Annotated in this window: 8 protein-coding genes; 5 read left to right on the top strand and 3 right to left on the bottom strand. The window is 67.9% G+C overall.

Translation table 11 applies throughout. The features are described 5' to 3' along the window. Positions 1-16: 16 nt before the first annotated feature. On the top strand, positions 17-1,492 hold the full coding sequence (locus tag G513_RS22080) for an FG-GAP repeat domain-containing protein (RefSeq protein WP_022976385.1): 1,476 nt from the start codon (positions 17-19) through the stop codon (positions 1,490-1,492). Here the strand turns inward: G513_RS22080 and G513_RS0108380 are convergent. Next, positions 1,489-6,354, bottom strand: a complete 4,866-nt coding sequence (locus G513_RS0108380; protein WP_169560578.1) for an Ig-like domain-containing protein — start codon at positions 6,352-6,354, stop codon at positions 1,489-1,491. The genes G513_RS22080 and G513_RS0108380 overlap by 4 nt on opposite strands. A 487-nt stretch (positions 6,355-6,841) precedes the next feature. Here G513_RS0108380 and G513_RS25725 point away from each other — a divergent pair, with 487 nt between their 5' ends. From G513_RS25725 to G513_RS0108360, 4 genes are all read left to right on the top strand, one after another. Continuing rightward, positions 6,842-9,598: a protein kinase domain-containing protein gene (locus tag G513_RS25725; protein WP_169560576.1), complete on the top strand. Its 2,757-nt coding sequence runs from the start codon at positions 6,842-6,844 to the stop codon at positions 9,596-9,598. A gap of 110 nt (positions 9,599-9,708) precedes the next feature. After that, on the top strand, positions 9,709-10,188 hold the full coding sequence (locus tag G513_RS0108370) for a DUF3015 domain-containing protein (RefSeq protein WP_022976382.1): 480 nt from the start codon (positions 9,709-9,711) through the stop codon (positions 10,186-10,188). A 66-nt stretch (positions 10,189-10,254) separates the two neighbouring features. Further along, positions 10,255-12,090, top strand: coding sequence for an Lnb N-terminal periplasmic domain-containing protein (locus tag G513_RS24800; protein WP_169560574.1), 1,836 nt, complete (start codon positions 10,255-10,257; stop codon positions 12,088-12,090). Between the two features lie 101 nt (positions 12,091-12,191). Then, positions 12,192-13,349 (top strand): hypothetical protein, encoded by a 1,158-nt coding sequence (locus G513_RS0108360; protein ID WP_022976380.1) that lies wholly within the window; start codon positions 12,192-12,194, stop codon positions 13,347-13,349. Positions 13,350-13,378: 29 nt separating this feature from the next. Here G513_RS0108360 and G513_RS0108355 read toward each other — a convergent pair whose 3' ends face one another. Both G513_RS0108355 and G513_RS0108350 read right to left on the bottom strand, forming a co-directional pair. Continuing rightward, the gene (locus G513_RS0108355; RefSeq protein ID WP_169560572.1) at positions 13,379-15,064 is read right to left on the bottom strand and encodes a CocE/NonD family hydrolase; all 1,686 of its coding nucleotides are present in this window, start codon (positions 15,062-15,064) and stop codon (positions 13,379-13,381) included. A gap of 184 nt (positions 15,065-15,248) precedes the next feature. Further along, positions 15,249-17,927: a hypothetical protein gene (locus G513_RS0108350; RefSeq protein ID WP_022976378.1), complete on the bottom strand. Its 2,679-nt coding sequence runs from the start codon at positions 17,925-17,927 to the stop codon at positions 15,249-15,251. Between the last annotated feature and the right edge of the window lie 123 nt (positions 17,928-18,050).

Below are 18,050 nucleotides of genomic sequence, written 5' to 3'. Positions count from 1 at the left end.
CAGCGAGTGGAAGACCATGAACGGAATTGGGGCAGTCGTCATCAGGCAGGCGCCGCGTGCGCTCGTGCTGTCGGCAATCGGTTTCCTGGTTGCACGACCTGCGATGGCCGAAGTGGAGCCGGCGGAAGGAGAAGTCGTTGCCAGCGCCGCCCGTTCCTTGAAGCTCGATGCCAGCCCGATTCTCGCCGCCGCGAAGCTGCCAACGCCGTCGCTGCCGGCCCTCGACGGCGCGCTGCTGGATCGCCTGGGCCTGACGCTCAGCCTGTCGACCGAACTCCTGCTGGCGCCGAGAGCCCGAGTCGGCGCCGCCGTGGGCACGGCCGGAGGGCGCGATCCTTCCGCGGTCGCCGTCGGCGATTTCGACGGCGACGGTCTGCCCGATCTGGCGGTGACCAACCACGACGGCAACAGCGTCTCGATCCTGCTCAACAGCAGCCTGCCGGGCGCTGAGCAGGCTCACTACCATCTGGCCCTCAGCCAGGCCGTCGGCGCGCAGCCGCAGTCGGTGGTCGCCGGTGACTTCAATGGCGATGGCCTGCTGGATCTGGCGACCGCGAACGCTGGTGATGGCAGCGTCTCGATCCTGCTGGCCGATGGCGCGTCGCGCGGCGATGTGCACTTCAGCGCGTTCGAACTGCCGGTCGACCCACTGGGGTCGATCGCCATCGTCGCCGCCGATTTCAATGGCGACGGCAAGCTCGACCTGGCCACCGCCAACTACCTCGGCAGCAGCGTTTCGATCCTGCTCAACGACACCACGGATGGCGCGACCATCGCCAGCTTCAGCGTCGCCGCCAAGCTGCTCGCCGGCATGGATGGCCCGTATGCACTCGCCGTCGGTGACTTCAATGGCGATGGCAAGCCCGATCTGGCGACCGCCAACAGCTATGGCAACAGCGTGGCGGTCCTGGTCAACGAGACGCTTTCGGGCAGCAGCGACCTGCACTTCGACCTGGCCGCCAACCCGGCCGTCGGCCAGGGCCCGATCGCGATTGCCGTCGGCGACTTCAATGGCGATCACCGGCCCGATCTGGTCACCGCAAACCACTACGACGACAGCCTGTCGATCCTGCTCAACGACACGGCGCCGGGCGCCGCCGGTGCCCGCTTCGGCGCTGCCGCGACCACCACCGTCGGCATCAACAGCGGCTTGACCGCTGTTGCCGTGGCCGACTTCAACGGCGACGGCAAGCCCGATCTGGTCACCGCCAACGACGGCAGCGACAGCCTGTCGATTCTCGGCAACGACACCGCAGCGGGCGCGGCCACCGTCCGCTTCAGCGTCGTCGCCAACCCGGTGGTCAGCGGCAATCTGTACGCACTGGCGATCGGCGATTTCAACCGCGACGGCAAGCCGGACCTCGCCGTGACCTCGGGCGGCAGTTCGGATGGCAGCACCGTCTCGACCCTGAGCAACGACACCCCGGCCCGCCTGCTGCTGCAGCCGCGGACCTTGCAGGCTCGGGGTGACGATCGCCTCTTGAAACCCTAGTAACGGAACTCAAGCGCCAGCGCCGCGCGCACCAGGCGCTTGCCCTGCTCGGGCCAGTACATCTGGGTATCGATGACCACCGCCCAGCGCGTACCGAGCGTGTGGCGCACGCCGAGCCCGGCCATGACGCCGCCGAAGTCATCGTTGCCGCGTTCGGTGATGCCGTTGATCGTCACCTGGCGCTCGGAATGGCCGTAATAGCCGCCGAGGCGAGCGATGGCATCGAGCGTCGGCGACAGCGGCAGGCTGCCGCGCAGCCGCAGGCCATAGGCATCGCCGCCGATCGGCAGTGCGTTGAGCAGATCGCGGCCAAGCTGCTGTGGATTCGGTGACGTGCCGCTGACGATGGCGCCATAGCGGCCGAGGTTGTCGTAGGACGCCTCCAGCGCCAGCCAGTCGTTCAGCTCGCGGCCGCCGTAGACGCCCCAGCTGAAGTCCAGCGTGTTGATCGTCGCATCGGCATCGTTGCCATTGCCGGCGATGGCGCGATCGCCGTCACCGCGCTGGCCGCTGGCGGCGTTGCCGATCGCGACGCCGGTGTACCAGGCGTTGCCTGATCCGGCAGGTGCCGGACCTGCAGCGGAAGCACCTGCCGACAGCAGCAGCGCTGCGGCACCGATCAATCCGCGTCCGCGCAGCATCTTCCAGCGCAGGGTGACCCGGCGCAGCAGCGCCGCCAGTGCCAGCCAGCCGAGCAGGCCGCCGGCCGCGCCACCGCCGCGTCTGGCCGAACCGTTGACGCTGTCGTCCGGCCCGACAACGGGCGGCACGACGGCGCCCACTACGGTGATGGTGACGGTGGCGGTCTGGGTGCTGTCGCCTTCGGCGTTCGGCCGGCGGCTTGTAGTGCCGGCACTGACCCGCGGCGGTGCTGCGGTTTCGCGGCGCGGCGTGGCGATGGTGTAGCGGAAGCTGTCGGTGCCGGCGAAACCGCTGGCTGGCGTGTAGCGGATCGCGCCGTCGACGATCTCCACCGTGCCGTTGGCCGGGTTGGTCACCGAGGCGATCTCGAAGGCATCGCCATCGGCGTCACGATCATTGGCCAGCACGTCGACCAGCACGGCGGTGCCTGCGGGCGTCGTCGCCGTGTCGTTGACGGCCACCGGCGGCGTGTTGGCCGGCGCTGCGGCGCTGACCGTGATGGTCACCGTGGCGGTCTGGCGGCTGTCCGCTTCGGCGGCCGCGAAACGGTCTGCCCGGGCGGGTGGTGCCGGGCTCTGGCCGTCGTTGATCGTGTAGCGGAAGGTATCGGTGCCAATGAAGCCGGCGGCCGGCGTGTAGAGCAGCTGGTTGTCGACGATCTCCACCGTGCCGTTGGCCGGCGTGCTCACCGCAACCACGCTCAGCGCATCGCCGTCCGCGTCGCTGTCGTTGAACAGCACGTTGATCAGTGCGGCGGTGTTGACGAGGGTCTCGGCGCTGTCGTCGACGGCGACCGGCGCCGTGTTCTGCACCGGCCCGCCGGCGGTGACCGTGATGAAGTCCTCGCGGAACTCGTCCGGCCCGGCGCTGAGGATCAAGGTGGTGGTCACCGCCGTGCCCGGGGTCGCGGCACTCGTGTGGCGGACGCAGATGCGCATGCCGTTGTAGACCTTTTCCATCGACGTTTCGAACAGCGGTTCGCCTTCGCCGGCACAGCCGGCGGAGTACTCGCCGTTCTCGACCCGGATCAGCGCCGGCACCGACGGTTCCAGGCCGGAGACGGTGTAGACGTTCGAGCGCTGCTCGGTGCTCAAGGGCACGTCGATGCGATCGTCGAACGAGAAAGCATCGGGTCGGGTATCGACACTGGCGCCACCGCAAAGCCGAGCCAGTTCGATGCTGGTGTTGCTGCCCACGCGATTGTCGAGATTGCCGATCAGCACGGCGCCGAGGCTATCGACGGCCAGGCCGCCGAAGATCGGCGAGCCGGCCAGCGGCACACTGATGCGATCGTCGCCGAAACCGGTATCCGGCAGGCCGTCGGCATGGAAGCGGGCGACCTCGGTGCGTTCATCGCTGGTGCTGCCGCCGGTCAGGAACTTGCCGTCCGGCTGCAGCACCAGCCACTTGGTCGCGGTCCGGGCCAGGCCGCTGGTCAGCTCGCGAGTGTTGCTGGCGTCACGGAAGACGAAGCCGTCGCCGCCGAACGTGGTGTCCGGGCTGCCGTTGGCGTTCAGACGGCCGATCACGCACTCGGCGGTGAACAGCAGCTTCTGGTCCGGTTGCACCAGCAGTTCCGGGCGGATGCAGAAGCCATCGCCGCGGATGTCGCGGATCACGCCGCCGCTGCCGAAGCTGGCATCGAGGCTGCCGTCGGCCGCGTGGCCGAACAGGCGCACTTCGTTGACCGCGTCGGTGGTGTCGATCACCACGATGCGCGTGCCCTGCACGCGCACCCGGTAGCCGGTGCTGCTCAGCGCGAAGGCCGCCGGGCTGCGATTCAGGAACACGCCGTTGACGCCGTCAGCGTCGTTGTTGCCGAAGCTGTCGCCGGGCGTGCTGTCGAGGGCCGAGCCGTCGTCGAGCGTGCCGTCGACATTGAAGCGGGCCAGGAAGTAGCCGATCGACTGGCCGGTGGTCTGGCTGATGCTGCCGATGCCGACGATGCGGCCATCGGCCTGCACGGTGACACCGACCAGGCTGCCGACCTCGTTGTTCGGCAGCGGCTTCGGCAAGGTCACGCCGCCATCGCTGCCGAAGCTGCCGTCACGGCTGCCATCGGCGTTCAGGCGCAGCACGGCGCTGTCGACATTGGCGAAGCCGCCCTGGATGCCGAGGCGCGTGGTCAGCACCAGCTTGCCGTCCGGCTGACGCACGGCGTCGGAATAGCCGCCGGTGAAGTCGCGGCCGTCGAGGCTGTCGGCATCGGCGAGGCCGTCGCCGGAAAAATTGCTGTCGTCGAGGCCGCGGACAGTGAACTGGAACAGCGCCGGATCGGACTCGTTGCTCGGGAACGGGCTGCCCGGGCGGACTCGGGTGAAATTGGCGCCGGCGGCGAGCTGCACGCTGTCGTCATCGCGCAGCAGCATGGTCGGCTTGAAGCTGTTGTCGGCGCCGATCGCGCGGCTGCGGCGGCCCTCGACACCGAAGCCGATATCGAGCGTGCCCGGAATCGTGCCTAACGCGCAGCTGCCGCCCGCGGTGACGCTGATGAAGTTCTCGCTGACCGCATCGTCGCCGACGCCGATGGTCAGCCGGGTGACGGTGCGAGTGCCCGGCGTGGCGGCCGAATCGTGGCGCACGCGGACGACATCGCCATTGCGCACCAGGCGGATCGCATTGCCGGCATTGGCGTCGGTGTTGACGCCGAAGCTGCCGTTGTCGATGCGCACCAGCGCCGGCACGGTGAGGCCGGTGATCAGCACATTGCTATCCAGCCCGGCCACGGTCACGGCATTGGACTCGCGCCCGGTGCTGACCGGCACGTCGAACTGATCGACCAGCACGAAGGGATTGACCCTGGTCGGCACCGAGGCGCCGCCCTGCAGGCGCACGATATAGGTCAGCGCCGGTTCGCCGAACACGCTCTGAGTGCCGATGACGACGATGCGGCCATCCGCTGCCAATGTCAGCGCCAGCGGCGCGTTGCCGTTCTGCTGGCTTTGCCGCGGGCCGCGCAGCAGCGGGCCGACGTCGCCGAAGCCGGTGTCCTGCAGGCCATTGGCGAGGAAGCGCCCGACCTGCGCGCCGGTGAAGCCCGGCGAACCGCCGAGGCTGGTGCGCGCCAGTACCACGATCTTGCCGTCGGCCTGCAGGGCGAGATCGCGGATATCCGCGGCCACCGCCTGGCTGTTGCCGCCGGTGCCGGCGGCGAGATCCTGATTGTTGCTGCTGTCGACGATGCCATCGCCGTTGCCGAAGCTGGGATCGAGGCTGCCGTTGGGCAGCAGTTGCAGCAGCGAGCCGACGCCGACACCCGGGCGGAAGGCGAACACCAGACGGCGATCCGGCCGAATGGCGACGCCCAACCCGGCACCGAAGCCGCTGAAGCCGATCTTGACCACGCCGCCAGTGCCGAATGCCGGATCGAGCTGGCCGCTGGCGGTGAGGCGCACCGCACCGAACACGCCGCCCTGGCTGTTCAGCGTGGCGTTGCCGGCGAAGATCACCGCGTCGCCGTCGAGCACCAGGCCGCTGATGTCGCTGATCGCATCCTGGGGCGAACCGGAGGTCTGCGCGAAGCAGCCATCGACACCATCGGCATCGCCCGCGCCGTAGCTGGCATCGAGTACGCCGGTGCTCAGGTACCGGCAGACCACCCAGGCATTGGTGAGGCCGCTGGTGGCGCTGCGCACGTAATTGGCGGCGACCAGAACGCGGCCCTGGCGGTCAACGACCATCGGCTGCGTCACCACGCCGCTCTGCCAGCCGCCGGCGCTGGCGGGGAAGGCGGCGGTCGATAGCGATACCCGGCCGTCGGTGCCGAAGCCGGCATCGAGCGCGCCGCTGGCGGTGAACTTGATCAGATCGAAACGCGCCGCGCCGTTCTCGGTGGCCAGCGCCACATAGCCGCCATCCGGCGTGGCGGCGAGCCGGCCGAAGCCGGGGACGTTCAGCCCACCGATGACGTCCTGACTGAAGCGGCCGTTGCTGGCGAAGCTCGCATCCGGCGTGCCGTTCGGCAGCAGCATCAGCAGCGCCGGAATGGTGTTGGTGCTGCCTTGCGGCCCGGAGTCCGCCGCGATCAGGGTGCGGCCATCAGCCAGAGCCAGCACGTCGCCGTAAACGCCGTTGTCCGAACGATTGAGCCCCGTCAGCAGGTGCCCCGGCACTTCGCTGCCGGGTCCCAGGCGGCTGTCGTAATCGGCCGGTGCAGCCAATGCATCTGGGGCGGCGATGCTGGACAGCGACAGCAGCAAGGCGGGGATGGCGGACTTCATGTCGGTTTCTCGGCGGTGCAGGGTGATGCCGGCGACCTTGCCTTGCGGGCGGCCGGAAAGTGCGACCGATTTCCGACCATTTCCCGACGATTGCGCGGCTGATTCCAAGCCATTGATACGGCTGGCTTTCGTCGGATCGTCCCGGCGAAACTTTTGCCGCTGCGCCGTGGATGCCGCACTATCCCGCCCATCACGAGGGTCTGCTGCCATTTCTTTGCTCGCTGCGGCGGAGGTCGTTTTTCCGCAGTGCAACTTGATTGGAGCGGCCAATGGCCGACCCATTGGCGCGACGAGCAAGGCAGCAATGCGGAAAAACGGCCCCGCCCCGAAGGGTTGCAGCCAAAAAGCCGCCGGGACTTCGTTGCGAACCTTGACCATAGCTAGGCTATGGCCTGCGGTTCGCGCCTCGCCCGGCGGCTTTTTGACCTGCAACGCAGCGAGCAAAGTAATGGCAACAGACCCTAGCAGGGCAGCGCGAGACCGATCGGTGGCAGGACCAGGACATCCAGATACCGGCATCGGACGCCGCCCGCCGCCTTCCGCCGAGCGCGTGCTGATCTATCGCTTCGCCGAGTGCGTGCTCGATAGCCGCAGCCTCGAGCTGAGCGTGCGCGGCGCCATCGTCAAGCTGGAGCCGAAGCCGCTGGAACTGCTGCTGTTCCTGCTCCGCCATCCGGGCGAGGTGGTGACCAAGGACGAGTTGCAGGACGGTGTCTGGCCGGGCCGCATCCTGTCGGAATCGGTGTTGACCAAGGCGGTCGCCAAACTGCGCCAGGGTCTTGGCGACGAGGACCAGACCATCCTCAAGACCGTGCACGGCTATGGCTACCGGCTGGTGGCGCCGGTCACCTTGGAAGTCGCCGGGCCGACGCCGTCCGCGCCGCAGTTGCAGCTGGCGGTCGGCGACCATCCGCCGCTGCGACCGCACTGGCAGCTGACCGAACGACTCGGCAGCGGCGGGCTCGGCGAAGTCTGGCTGGCGGCGCACGCCAAGACCGGCGAGCGGCGGGTATTCAAGTTCGCGCTCGATGCCAACGGTCTGACCGCGCTGAAGCGCGAGATCACGCTGTTTCGCGTCCTCAAGGACACCCACGGCGATCGTCCGGACCTGATCCGCCTGCTCGACTGGAATGTCGACGAGCAGCCGTATTTCATCGAATCCGAATACGCCGCCGGCGGCTCGCTGCCGCAATGGGCCGAGGCCAGGGGCGGCCTGATCGCCGTGCCGCTCGACGAGCGCCTGGAGCTGGTCGCCCAGGCCGCCGATGCACTCGCGGCCGCCCACGCCGCCGGCGTGCTGCACAAGGATCTGAAGCCGGCCAATCTGCTGATCAGCTTCGATGACGCCGGCCAGGCGCGCGTCCGCCTCGGCGATTTCGGCAGCGGCCGGATGATGGATCTGGCCCGGCTCGAACGGCTGGAGATCACCCGGCTCGGTTTCACTCGCGCGGCCGGCGAGCAGGACGACGACAGCAGCGGCACGCCGTTCTACTTCGCGCCGGAACTGATCGCCGGCCAGCAGCCGACCGTGCAGACCGATCTCTACGCGCTCGGCGTGATCCTCTATCAGATGAGCGTCGGCGATCTGAAGCGGCCGCTGACGGCCGGCTGGGAACGCGATGTCGCCGATCCGCTGCTGCGCGAGGACGTGGCCGCGGCGGCAGCCGGGCAGATCGACGGCCGGCTCGGTGATGCCGGCGAACTGGCGCGCCGCCTGCGCGGCCGTGCGGACCGCGCCGCCGCTCGCCATGCCGAGCGTGAACAGGTCGCCGAAAGCGAGCGTCTGAAAGCCAAGCTGGCGCGCCTGCACGCGGCACGGCGCCGGCTGATTCCACTGGCCGGCGTGCTGCTGATCGGCGTCATCGCCACTTCGCTGATGGCACTGCGCGCCAGCCAGGCGCGGATCGCCGCCGAACTGGAAACCGCCAAGAGCCAGGCGATCAACCGCTTCGTCAACGAAGATCTGCTCAACGCCGCCAACCCGCTACAACGGCCGCCCGGCGCGCCGGAAGTGACGGTCCGCGCGGCGCTGGCGACGGCCGAGCAGACTGTCGATGCGCGCTTCGCCGATCAGCCGGCAGTCGCCGCTTCGGTGCTGACCACGCTTGGCGTGCTGCGCCACGAATTCGGCGATTACGACCAGGCCTTGGTGCTGCTCGATCGGGCAATCGCCAAGGCCGAATCGGCGCCGGCCGAGCGCGACAAGGCGCGGCTGGAACGCGCTTCGCTGCTGATCTCCGCGGATCGTTACGACGAAGCGATCGCCGCACTCGACAGCCTGCTGGCCGACCAGTTGCGCGAGCCTGGCACGGCTAAGACCGATGTCCTCGAAACCCGGCTGCGTCTGCTCGAAGCGCGCTCCGGCCAGGGCAGCGATCCGGACTTCCTCGATGACTTGGCGACCCTGCGTGACGATGCCAACCGCGCGCTCGGCGAACCGAACTGGATTGCCGGCGAGGCCGGTGGCCTGATCGCGTCGATCCATCGGGTTGCCGGCCTGCCGGAACGCGGTGTCGACGATGCCCGCCGCGCCTACGCCGCGCTGCGCGTCGTGCTCGGCGCCGATCACCCGACGACCCTGAAGGTGCAGGTCAGCCTTGCGCACAGCCTCAATGCGCTCGGCCAGAAGGACGAAGCAGTGAGTGCGCTGCGCGAAGCGTTCGAGCGCATGAAGCTGCGTTTCGGGCCGACCGGAACCGACACCCTGCACGTGCAGAACGAATTCGGCTTCGTCCTCAACCTGCAGGGTCGGTATGCGGAAGGCGAAGCGGTGTTCGCCGATCTGGTGGCGCGCCACGAGCAGCGTGGCAACGGTCAATCTCTCGACATCACCGCGCCGCTGTCGAACCTTGCCAATGCCCGCCTGCAACTCGGCCGGCCGGCCGAGGCGCTGCCCTTGATCGAGCGCGGCCTGGCGATCCTGAAAGCCTTGCCGGAGCCGCAGCCGGCACGCACCGTGATCCTGCGCCGGCTGCAGGCCGAAAGCCTGATGGCGCTGAAGCGCAACGATGAAGCGAAGCTCGCGCTCGATGCCGGCGAGGCGGCCGCCAGCGTGTTGCCGGACACCGATCTGCGTCGTCTGGCGTTGTATGGTCAACGCGGCTGCTGGCTGATCGTCAGCGGAGATTCGGTGGCCGGTGAGCGTCTGCTCGATGCAGCGATCGCCGGCCTGCGCAAGCAGATCAAGGACGATCACCCCTTGCTGGCACCGCTGCTGCTGGCGCGGGCATCGGTCCCGCATTAGCCATCGACGTTGCTGTTGCGGTAGCTTTGCCGGGCCTTGCGTTGGTTCGTCAGCGAACCTTCACAGGGGCCGTCTATAACCACAATGAAACCTGTTAGGAGATACGACGCATGAAGAAGCTCATTGCAATCGCTGCCGTCAGCCTGCTGCCTTTCGGTACGGCGCTCGCCGCCCAGGACATCGGCTGCGGTCTCGGTACCGAATTGATGAAGGACCAGAAGGGCCTGATCTTCCGGGTGCTCGGCGCTACCACCAACGGCACGTTCTTCAACCAGACCTTCGGCATCACCAGCGGCACGCTGGGCTGCGCGAAGAACGGCGTGGTCGCCAGCGATGTGCGCCGCTCGATGTTCGCGGCCGCCAACGTCGACCAGTTGTCGGCCGAAATCGCCGCCGGTGAAGGCGAAACGCTGGCCACGCTGGCTGCGCTGTACAACGTCGATGCCGCTGACGTCGCCGCGTTCAACGCGATGGCCCAGTCGCACCACGCCGCGCTGTTCCCGAACGCCCAGGTCACCACCGGTGACGTGCTGGCCGCGCTCGAAGTGGCCATGGCTCAGGATGCACGTCTGGCCCGCTACATCGCCTGATCGATGCTGCGTCTGCTGGTCCGGACGGCCCCCCTCGTGGGGGCCGTTCTCTTTTTCTGCGCTCTGTTGCTGGCGCCCGTTCGGGCGCTGGCAGCAGATGGCTATGGCGACGAGCTGATCGCTGCCGCTGAGCATCAGGGTCTCGCCGCGTCGCCCGAATGGGCGAACCTGCTCCACGTCGAGTCGCCGGTCTTCGGCGCCGCGCGCAGCAGCATCAAGAGCGACTGGTTCTTCCTCGCGCCGAACGGCGCCGATGACCCCGCCGCCGAACTGCGGGCGACCCTCGTCGCCTTCCTCGATCCGACCATCCGTGCGCCGAGGAACGAATCTGCGCAGTGCATCTTCGGCGCTCGCTACGCCTGGCTCGACGCCCGCCTGCATTTCGATGCCGAACGCCTGCCGCGCCAGCCCTGCGCCGAGCGCGAGGAATGGCTGGCTGCGCTGGCACCGTCGCAGGTCTGGGTGGTGTTTCCGTCGGCCTATCTGAACAGCCCGGCGTCGATGTTCGGCCACACCTTGCTGCGCCTCGACGGCCCGGAGGTGAAGGCCGGCACGCCGCTGCTCGCCTATGCCGCGAACTACGCCGCCGAGACGCCGGAAACCAATGGCCTGGTGTTCGCGATCAAGGGCCTCGCCGGCGGCTACGTCGGCCGCTACAGCGTGCTGCCGTACTACGAAAAGGTGCGCGAATACGCGCGCCTGGAAAGCCGCGATCTCTGGGAGTACCCGCTGGCGTTCGACGCCGGGCAGCGCGAGCGCCTGCTGCTGCATCTCTGGGAGCTGCGCGGCGCGGCGTTCACCTATTACTTCTTCACCAAGAACTGTTCGTACCAGCTGCTGACCCTGCTGCGGGTCGCCGATCCGAGCATCGACTGGGGCAACCGCTTCAGCTGGTGGGCGACGCCGACCGACACCTTGCGCGCGCTGCAGCCCGGGCTCGGCGCACCGCATTACCGGCCGGCACTGGCGACGACTGTCGCCGCCGAAGGCCAGGCGCTCGATGCCGATCGCCGCGCGCAGGCGCTTGCGCTGGCGGACGGTGCGCCGCCCGCGGAAGGCATCGCCGCGGCGCAGTTGAGCCTCGCCAACGATCTCGTCCAGTACCACTTTCTCGAAGGCGAGCTGCCGCGCGAGGTTGCCGTGCCGCGATCGCTGGCGCTGCTGCGCGCCCGCGCCGCCACCGGCGAGAAAGGCGGCAAGGTGACGGTGCCGACGCCGGACACCGATCCCACCGGCGGCCATGCCACGCAGCGCCTGATGCTCGGTGCCCAGGCACGCAGCGAGGGCGGCGACATCGCCACCATCGACTGGCGGCCGGCGTATCACGACCTGCTCGATCCCGCCGCGGGCTATGGCGAGGGCCAGCAGATCAACTTCGTCGACCTCGGCCTGCGCACGCGGCTGGCCAACGGCGCGACCACGCTCGACCATCTGGCGCTGCTCGACATCCTGTCGATCGCGCCGCGCAGCAGCCTGTTCCAGCCGATCTCCTGGCGCGTGCGCCTTGCCCACGAGCGCCCCGATCTCGGCATCGGCCGCGATCCACGCACCACCGTGCTGGAGGGCGGCCCGGGCCTGGCCTGGGGACGCTTCGGCAGCCTTGTCGCCTACGGCCATGCCGAGTTGCGTGCCGAAGTCGGCAATGTCCGCAACAACGGTTATGCCCTGCAGCTCGGCCCGCGCCTCGGCCTGCTGGCGCAGCCGCTGAAGCTCTGGGGCGTGCAGCTCGAAGCGAGCTGGCTGCCCGGCTTGGCGGGTGACGATGCCGATCGCCGAGCGATCAGCCTCGAACAGCAGTGGCAGCTCGGCAAGGACTACGGCCTGCGGCTCGGTGCGCGCGCGCTGTGGCTCGGCTCCGAGGAAACCCGGCAGCTCGATCTGCGTCTGATCCGCTATTTCTGAGCGCTGCCGAGTTGGAGTGGCGGCTGTCACGCCGCGCTGCCTACACTCGCTGAGAGCAGTGCCTTCGACACTGCCATCACCAGCGGTTCAGGGGCATCGCGATGATCCTGCAGCTACTCGACGTGCTGATCGGCCTGACCCTGGTCTATCTGATCTTTTCGACCGCCGCCTCGATCGGCGTCGAACTGCTCGAAACCTGGCTGCGCCGGCGCGGCAAGCTGCTGGAGCGCGGCATCGGCGAAATCCTGTCGCAGATCGTTGGCGGTGCCGGCCAGGATGACAACGCTGCGGCGAAGGCGATGGTGCGGCAGTTGTACGACAGCCCCTTTGTCTATTCGCTCTACGAAGGCAACTATCAGGTAGGCGGCTCGAAGCTGCCATCGGCAATTCCGGCGGCGCGTTTTGCCGGTGCCGTGATCGCGCTGGCCGCCGAGCACGAGGACTTCCGCAAGGCCGCGAACACCATGCTCAAGGTCGTCGGCCTGAAGCTCGGCGATGACGATGCGAAAGTGCGCGCCGCGCTCGCCGCCTACTTCGAGGAGTCGATGGAGCGGGTCACCGGCTGGTATCGCCGTCATGTGCAGCTGGTGCTGCTGGCGATCGGCGCGGTGTTGGCGATCGCGCTGAATGCCGACACCCTGAACATCGTCCGTACCCTGTCGCAGGACGATGCGTTGCGCGCGAAGATCGTCGCGACAGCGGTCGGCGTCGCGGGCGAGGGCCAGGTGACTGCGCCGGTCTGCAAGGAAGCAACAGCGGATTGCGAGCGCCAGCTGGCGCAACAGGTCAACAGCCAGCTGGCACTGGCCAGCAACCTCGGCCTGCCGCTGGGCTGGAATGGAATCACCGGCCTGCCGGCCTGCGCGCCGACCATCGCTGGCCAGGCGTGCAGCGACAGCCGGGCCTTCCTGACCGGCGCCTTGTTCGTGCTCACCAAGATCCTCGGCCTCGCGCTGACCGCACTGGCCACCACGCTCGGTGCGCCGTTCTGGTTCGATCTGCTGAACCGATTGATCCAGACCCGCAACGTTGCCGCGCAAGCACGGGAAGCGGTCGACGAAATCAGCTCGCGCAAGCGCCCGCCGGCCAAGCCCGTTGCAGAGCCCAAGCCCGAAGCCGAATCGCAGTCCGAACCTACGAATGCCGCCAACGGCGACGACAGTTCGGACCTCGATCCCGGTCCGAACAAGCCACGTACCACGCGGACGCCGCGCCGCCGTCGCAGTTCGCCCCGGCCACCGCGCGCGCCGGCGGCCTGACACGGAAAGCCTGTTCCAGCATCTTTTCCCTAGAACAGCAGACCGTCGTTCGATACCACGGGCAGAAGCAAACGCGACCCACTGTCGCCGCCCACCTCCACGCGGTTGATGCCCAGGCTTACCGGCAGCGAAAACGCGGATACGCCGAGCACGTGCAGGCGCAGGCGATGACCTTTCTGAAAGCGATTGCCGATCGGCCAGAACTCGACGTGGTACAGGCGCGCGGTGCCGATCGGCGCGAAGTCCTTTTCCGAGTAAAGGCCATACGGCTGCACGACGTTGCCATCGGCATCCTTGAGTGATTTGTCGGGGTCGATGAAAGGGAAGGAGCTGCGCAGCCGTCCGGTCGCTACCGGATGCGCGCTGCCATCCGGCCAGACATCCGAGATCACCGCGTAGATGTCGGTCTGCCGCACGGTGCTGGCCAGGCGCAGCTCCAGACTCGCGGGCCCCACCGCCAGCAGATCGTCAGGCAGCGGCTCACTCGTGTAGGCAAGGCCCAGCAGCTCGGCCAGCGTCATGTCGTCCAGCTGCGGGATCGCGGTCAGCAAGGTGTTGAGGCCGGCGCCACCGATCACGGCCGTGGTGTAGGGGTCGGTCGCGGTGGGCAGCGAGGGAAGCTCCAGGTACGACTGCGTGGCGGCTGTCGTCGGCGTGCCGCTGCTCAGCGAGCCATCGTTGAGCGAGCGGGAGGTGCCGCTGCGGGCGGCGTCCAGCGCCAGTGCCTGCCAGCGTGTGCCGGGCACCGGCCAGTCATTGGCGTCGTAGCGCAGGAAGCCGCCGTTGAGCGCGTCGATGCGATCGCCGTCGGACAGGAACAGCTGCACTTTCGGATCTCGATCGACACCGTTGTCGATGCCCGCCAGATAGCGGTCGTACCAGCGTTTTCCCTGCTCCTGGCGCAGACCCTCGGTGCCCGCCGGCGCACCGTCATGGCCACCGATCGCCAGCAGATGGGCGCCGCTGCCGCGCAGTTGCTGGAAGGCTTGGAACGGGCCGCGCGGCTCCACATCGTAAAAGCTGGTGATCATCATGATCGGCACGTGGTTGGCATCGCCGCGATTGCCGCGCTCCTGCCAGAAGCTGTCCAGCGTCGGGTGCGCGAGATAACTCAGCACTGTGTCGAGCGTGCCGACCAGCGGCGCGACGATGCTCTGCAGCGGATCGCGGAACAGGCGGCTGAACGTCTGCGTGGCGGCCAGCGTGCCGATGCCGACCAGCACGACAGTGCCCGGCACGACGTTCTGGATGCCACCCGGCACCAGCAGATCGCGAAACAGCTCATGCGTGCCGGTGCCGAGCACCGCGGTCTTCAGACAGGACAGCGGCTGGTGCAGCGAGTTGTAGACCATGATGGCGCTGGCCGAAAAACCATACAGGCCGATGCTGCCGTTGCTCCAGGATTGCGCGCAGGCCCATTGCAGCACTTCGGCCACGTCCTGCTGCGTGCGCGGCCCCAGTGCGTCGAACTGACCATCGCTATTGCCGGTACCGCGGATGTGGACCTGCAGGTAGTTGTAGCCGGCGCCGCCGTATTCCTCGCAACAGCCCGGCGCGTAAGGGCTGAACTCGACGATCAGCGGCCGCGGCGAAAAGTCGCCACGGCCGCCGAGCTTGACCGCCAGGCTGATGCCGTCCGATGCCGTGAAGCGCAGATCCTGGCTGATCTGCGCCGGCTGTTCGGCAGGCTCGGTCGGGGTGCCGGATTCAGGCACGGTGCTCGATCCGCAGCCGTTCAGAAGCAGGCACCCCAGAAGAAGGCCGGCGTAGCCGATCCGTTCGATGCGATGCATGTCACGTCCCTGTGTCGAAGTTCGCGGACAAACATAGCCAATGCGACCTGTCTTGTCGGTTTCTCCTGTCGGTTTCCTGCCAGTTCGACGGCGGCGCGGACCGAGCCTAGGGCGCGGCGGACAGGGTCAGGATGGTCTGCAGTTCGTGCAGCGTGCTGCTTTCCGTGGCGTCAGTGAAGGTGGCGGCGAACTGGGTACAGGCGGTGGCTACCGTGTAGATGCCGGGCTGCAGCACGCCGCTGCGGCTGCCGAACTCCTGATTAATGCCCGAATCCGCTTCGTAAATCACCACCAGGGACAGCGGATTGCTCGGGTCGACTGCCGTCGGCGAGCCGCCGTAGAGCCGGGACTGTCCGTCCTCTTCAGGTGGCAGCTGATTGCCTTCGGTCAGGCCGACGCTGACTGTGGCGCCGCCGCGCGTGCTGAAGTTGACGACGTTGGCTTTCGGGATATCGATCCGGTAGCTGACCGGCTGGCTGACGGCGAACGCGAACTGGCTCAGCGTGTGGCCCGAGCTGGCCGGCGTTCCTTTGCCGTTCTGCGGCAGGTAGCCGGAAGCTTCGGCATCGCCGTTGCAGCTCAGTGAAATGGTCGAGAACAGGCTGCGGCCGTCGAGGCCGATCTCGGCGTCGCTGCCGATGGTTCCTCGCGTGGCCGTATTCACCGAACGGGTGATCAGTGTGTAGCGGGCCTGGACGGCGCTGCCGAGCGAATCCTCGATCCGGATTTCCTCGTCGTCGGGGTTGTTGCAGGTTTCGCTGCTGCAGTTCGCGGAGCCCGAAACGGCTTCGACACGGGCTCGCAGCAACTCGCCAAATCCTGCAGCGCGCACTTGGCCGAGTTCCAGGGACAGCAGGTCTGCCGGCAGCAGACGGGTGAGCACGAAGGCGAAGAAGTTGCCGGTGGTGCCGCCCACCGCGGCCACATACGGCACCGTGAAGCGGGTGGCGCCATCGGTGGCCGTCTGGCGGGCGCGAATCACCGCGGTATTGTCTGCCAGCTTTTCCACGATCAGCACTTCGGCGATGTTGTAGATGCCCAGAAAACTGGTTTTCGCGGCATCGAGATCGATCGTGAAGTGGGTGGTTTCGCCAGCCAGGAAGTCGTTGCGGTCGGCGCTGACCTTGCCGGTCGGCGAGTTGGCCAGTTCGGTGTCCACCTTCAGCTCCAGCTTGGCCAGTGATTCCAGGCCCAGCAGGGTCAAGGTCAGTGCCATCTCGCTGCCGGCCTTGGCTTCGGCGCCGAGCTTGAGCTTGTAGTCCGACTGGTAAGGGCTGGCGAGCATCTGGGTGATCTGCGGCGCGAAGCTGCCTTCCAGCGCGGCGCCGACCTTGGCTTCCAGGGTCTTGAAGCGCAGCGACTTGAAGAAGCGGTTGCCGATCGCGACCTCGGCATAACCGAAGACTTCGAGCTTCGGCTCCACGCGCAGGCTTTCCAGTGTGCGCAGCACCAGGGTCGGCGTGTTGGTGACCGTGAACTCGCCGAACGAGCGCTGGAAATCACAGACGCCGAAGTTGCAGGCGAGGCCGAACTCCAGCTCGGTGCCGACGGCGCTGCTGGTGCCGACCGTGACATCGGCGACGGTCAGCTTGCCGCCGGCTTCGACGCCGACGCCGACCGGCACCATGCCGCCGACGATCAAGGACAGTGGCCCACCGATCGGCAACGGGATGTTGAACAGCTCGGCCTTGCAGCTGATCTTGCCTTCGAAAGCGGCGGTGAGCTTGGCCTGGACGTTGAAGGTGAAGGTCGGCGTCGCGGTCAGCAGCAGGTGCTCCAGCCCGCGGTTAGGCGTGTACAGCAGGTCCAGCGCCGGCTTCAGCGACACGCTGAACGCGGGCTGGGCGGTCATCGAGATCGGCGGATTCTCGGCCTCGAAATCGGTTTCGCAACCCTGTTCGAAGGCGCGCGTGCCGATCGGCGTCCCGACCACGGATGGCCGCGCGCGCGGCTTTGCCGTTTGCGATGCCGCCCGCCGCGAAGTGCCGGCCGGTCGGCTGGCGTCCGCGGCCTTCGCGGTGAAGTGCAGGGTGTCGCCATCGCGCCGGATGTCATAGGCGCTGGCGATTTCCGGCGCGATTTCGGGTTCCACCTGGCTCAGATCGAATACCTGATCGATGTCCAGATTCGGCAGCAGCTCGGTGGCCGGTGCCAGTTGCAGGGTCAGGCGTACACCACCAGCCGCGGCCTCGGTGCCGACCACCCGGCCGGCGATCGGCTGCGAGCCGTTGCCGATGACCAGCGTGCCGACCGTGGGCGCCGCGATGCCGGCGACGACGACGCTGTAGGTGTTGTCGAAGCTCGGCGTGGAATCGGGATTGATCTCTGCCGGTGGCGTGATGACCTGTTCATCGGCAATCACCAGCGTGCCCGGCGCCAGCTCGGTGACCACGGCGAGCAGCGGCACCGAGCGGACGGCGCCGACGGCAGCGACGATCTGGGTCGAGCCGCCGCGACCGCTCGCCGTGGCCAGGCCCCCGGCGCTTACCGCGATGGCGCCGGTATCGGACGAACTCCAGCTCACCGGCAGCGGGATGGCATTGCCGGCCGCGTCGAGAACGCGCGCTTCGAGTTGCCGGGTCTGGCCAGCTGCGGCGAACAGCAGGCCGGTCTGGACGATCTCGACACGTGCCGCTGCTGCCGTTGGGACCGGCGGCACCGTTGGCGGGGGCGGTTCTTCCAGCGGCGCCCGGTTCGAGCCGCCACCATCGCAGCCTGCGAGTGCCGCGAGCATCAGGATCGGCAGCGCCAGTTTCGGGGAGAACAACTTCAGGGTGCGGGACATCGGCCAACTCCGGCTTCGGATCAAGGTGACGATGGTGGTGGCCGACCTCCGCCAAGTCCTGACCGAATTCCGACGATTTCCCGACTGTCCGCTTGCCGCCGGGCGCAGGTCACAAAAAAGCCG

It is taken from the genome of Nevskia ramosa DSM 11499 (genome assembly GCF_000420645.1).
GTDB classification, from domain to species: Bacteria; Pseudomonadota; Gammaproteobacteria; order Nevskiales; family Nevskiaceae; genus Nevskia; species Nevskia ramosa.
The sequence above is the reverse complement of the archived record's forward strand: the minus strand, read 5'-3'. Positions and strand labels throughout refer to the sequence as shown.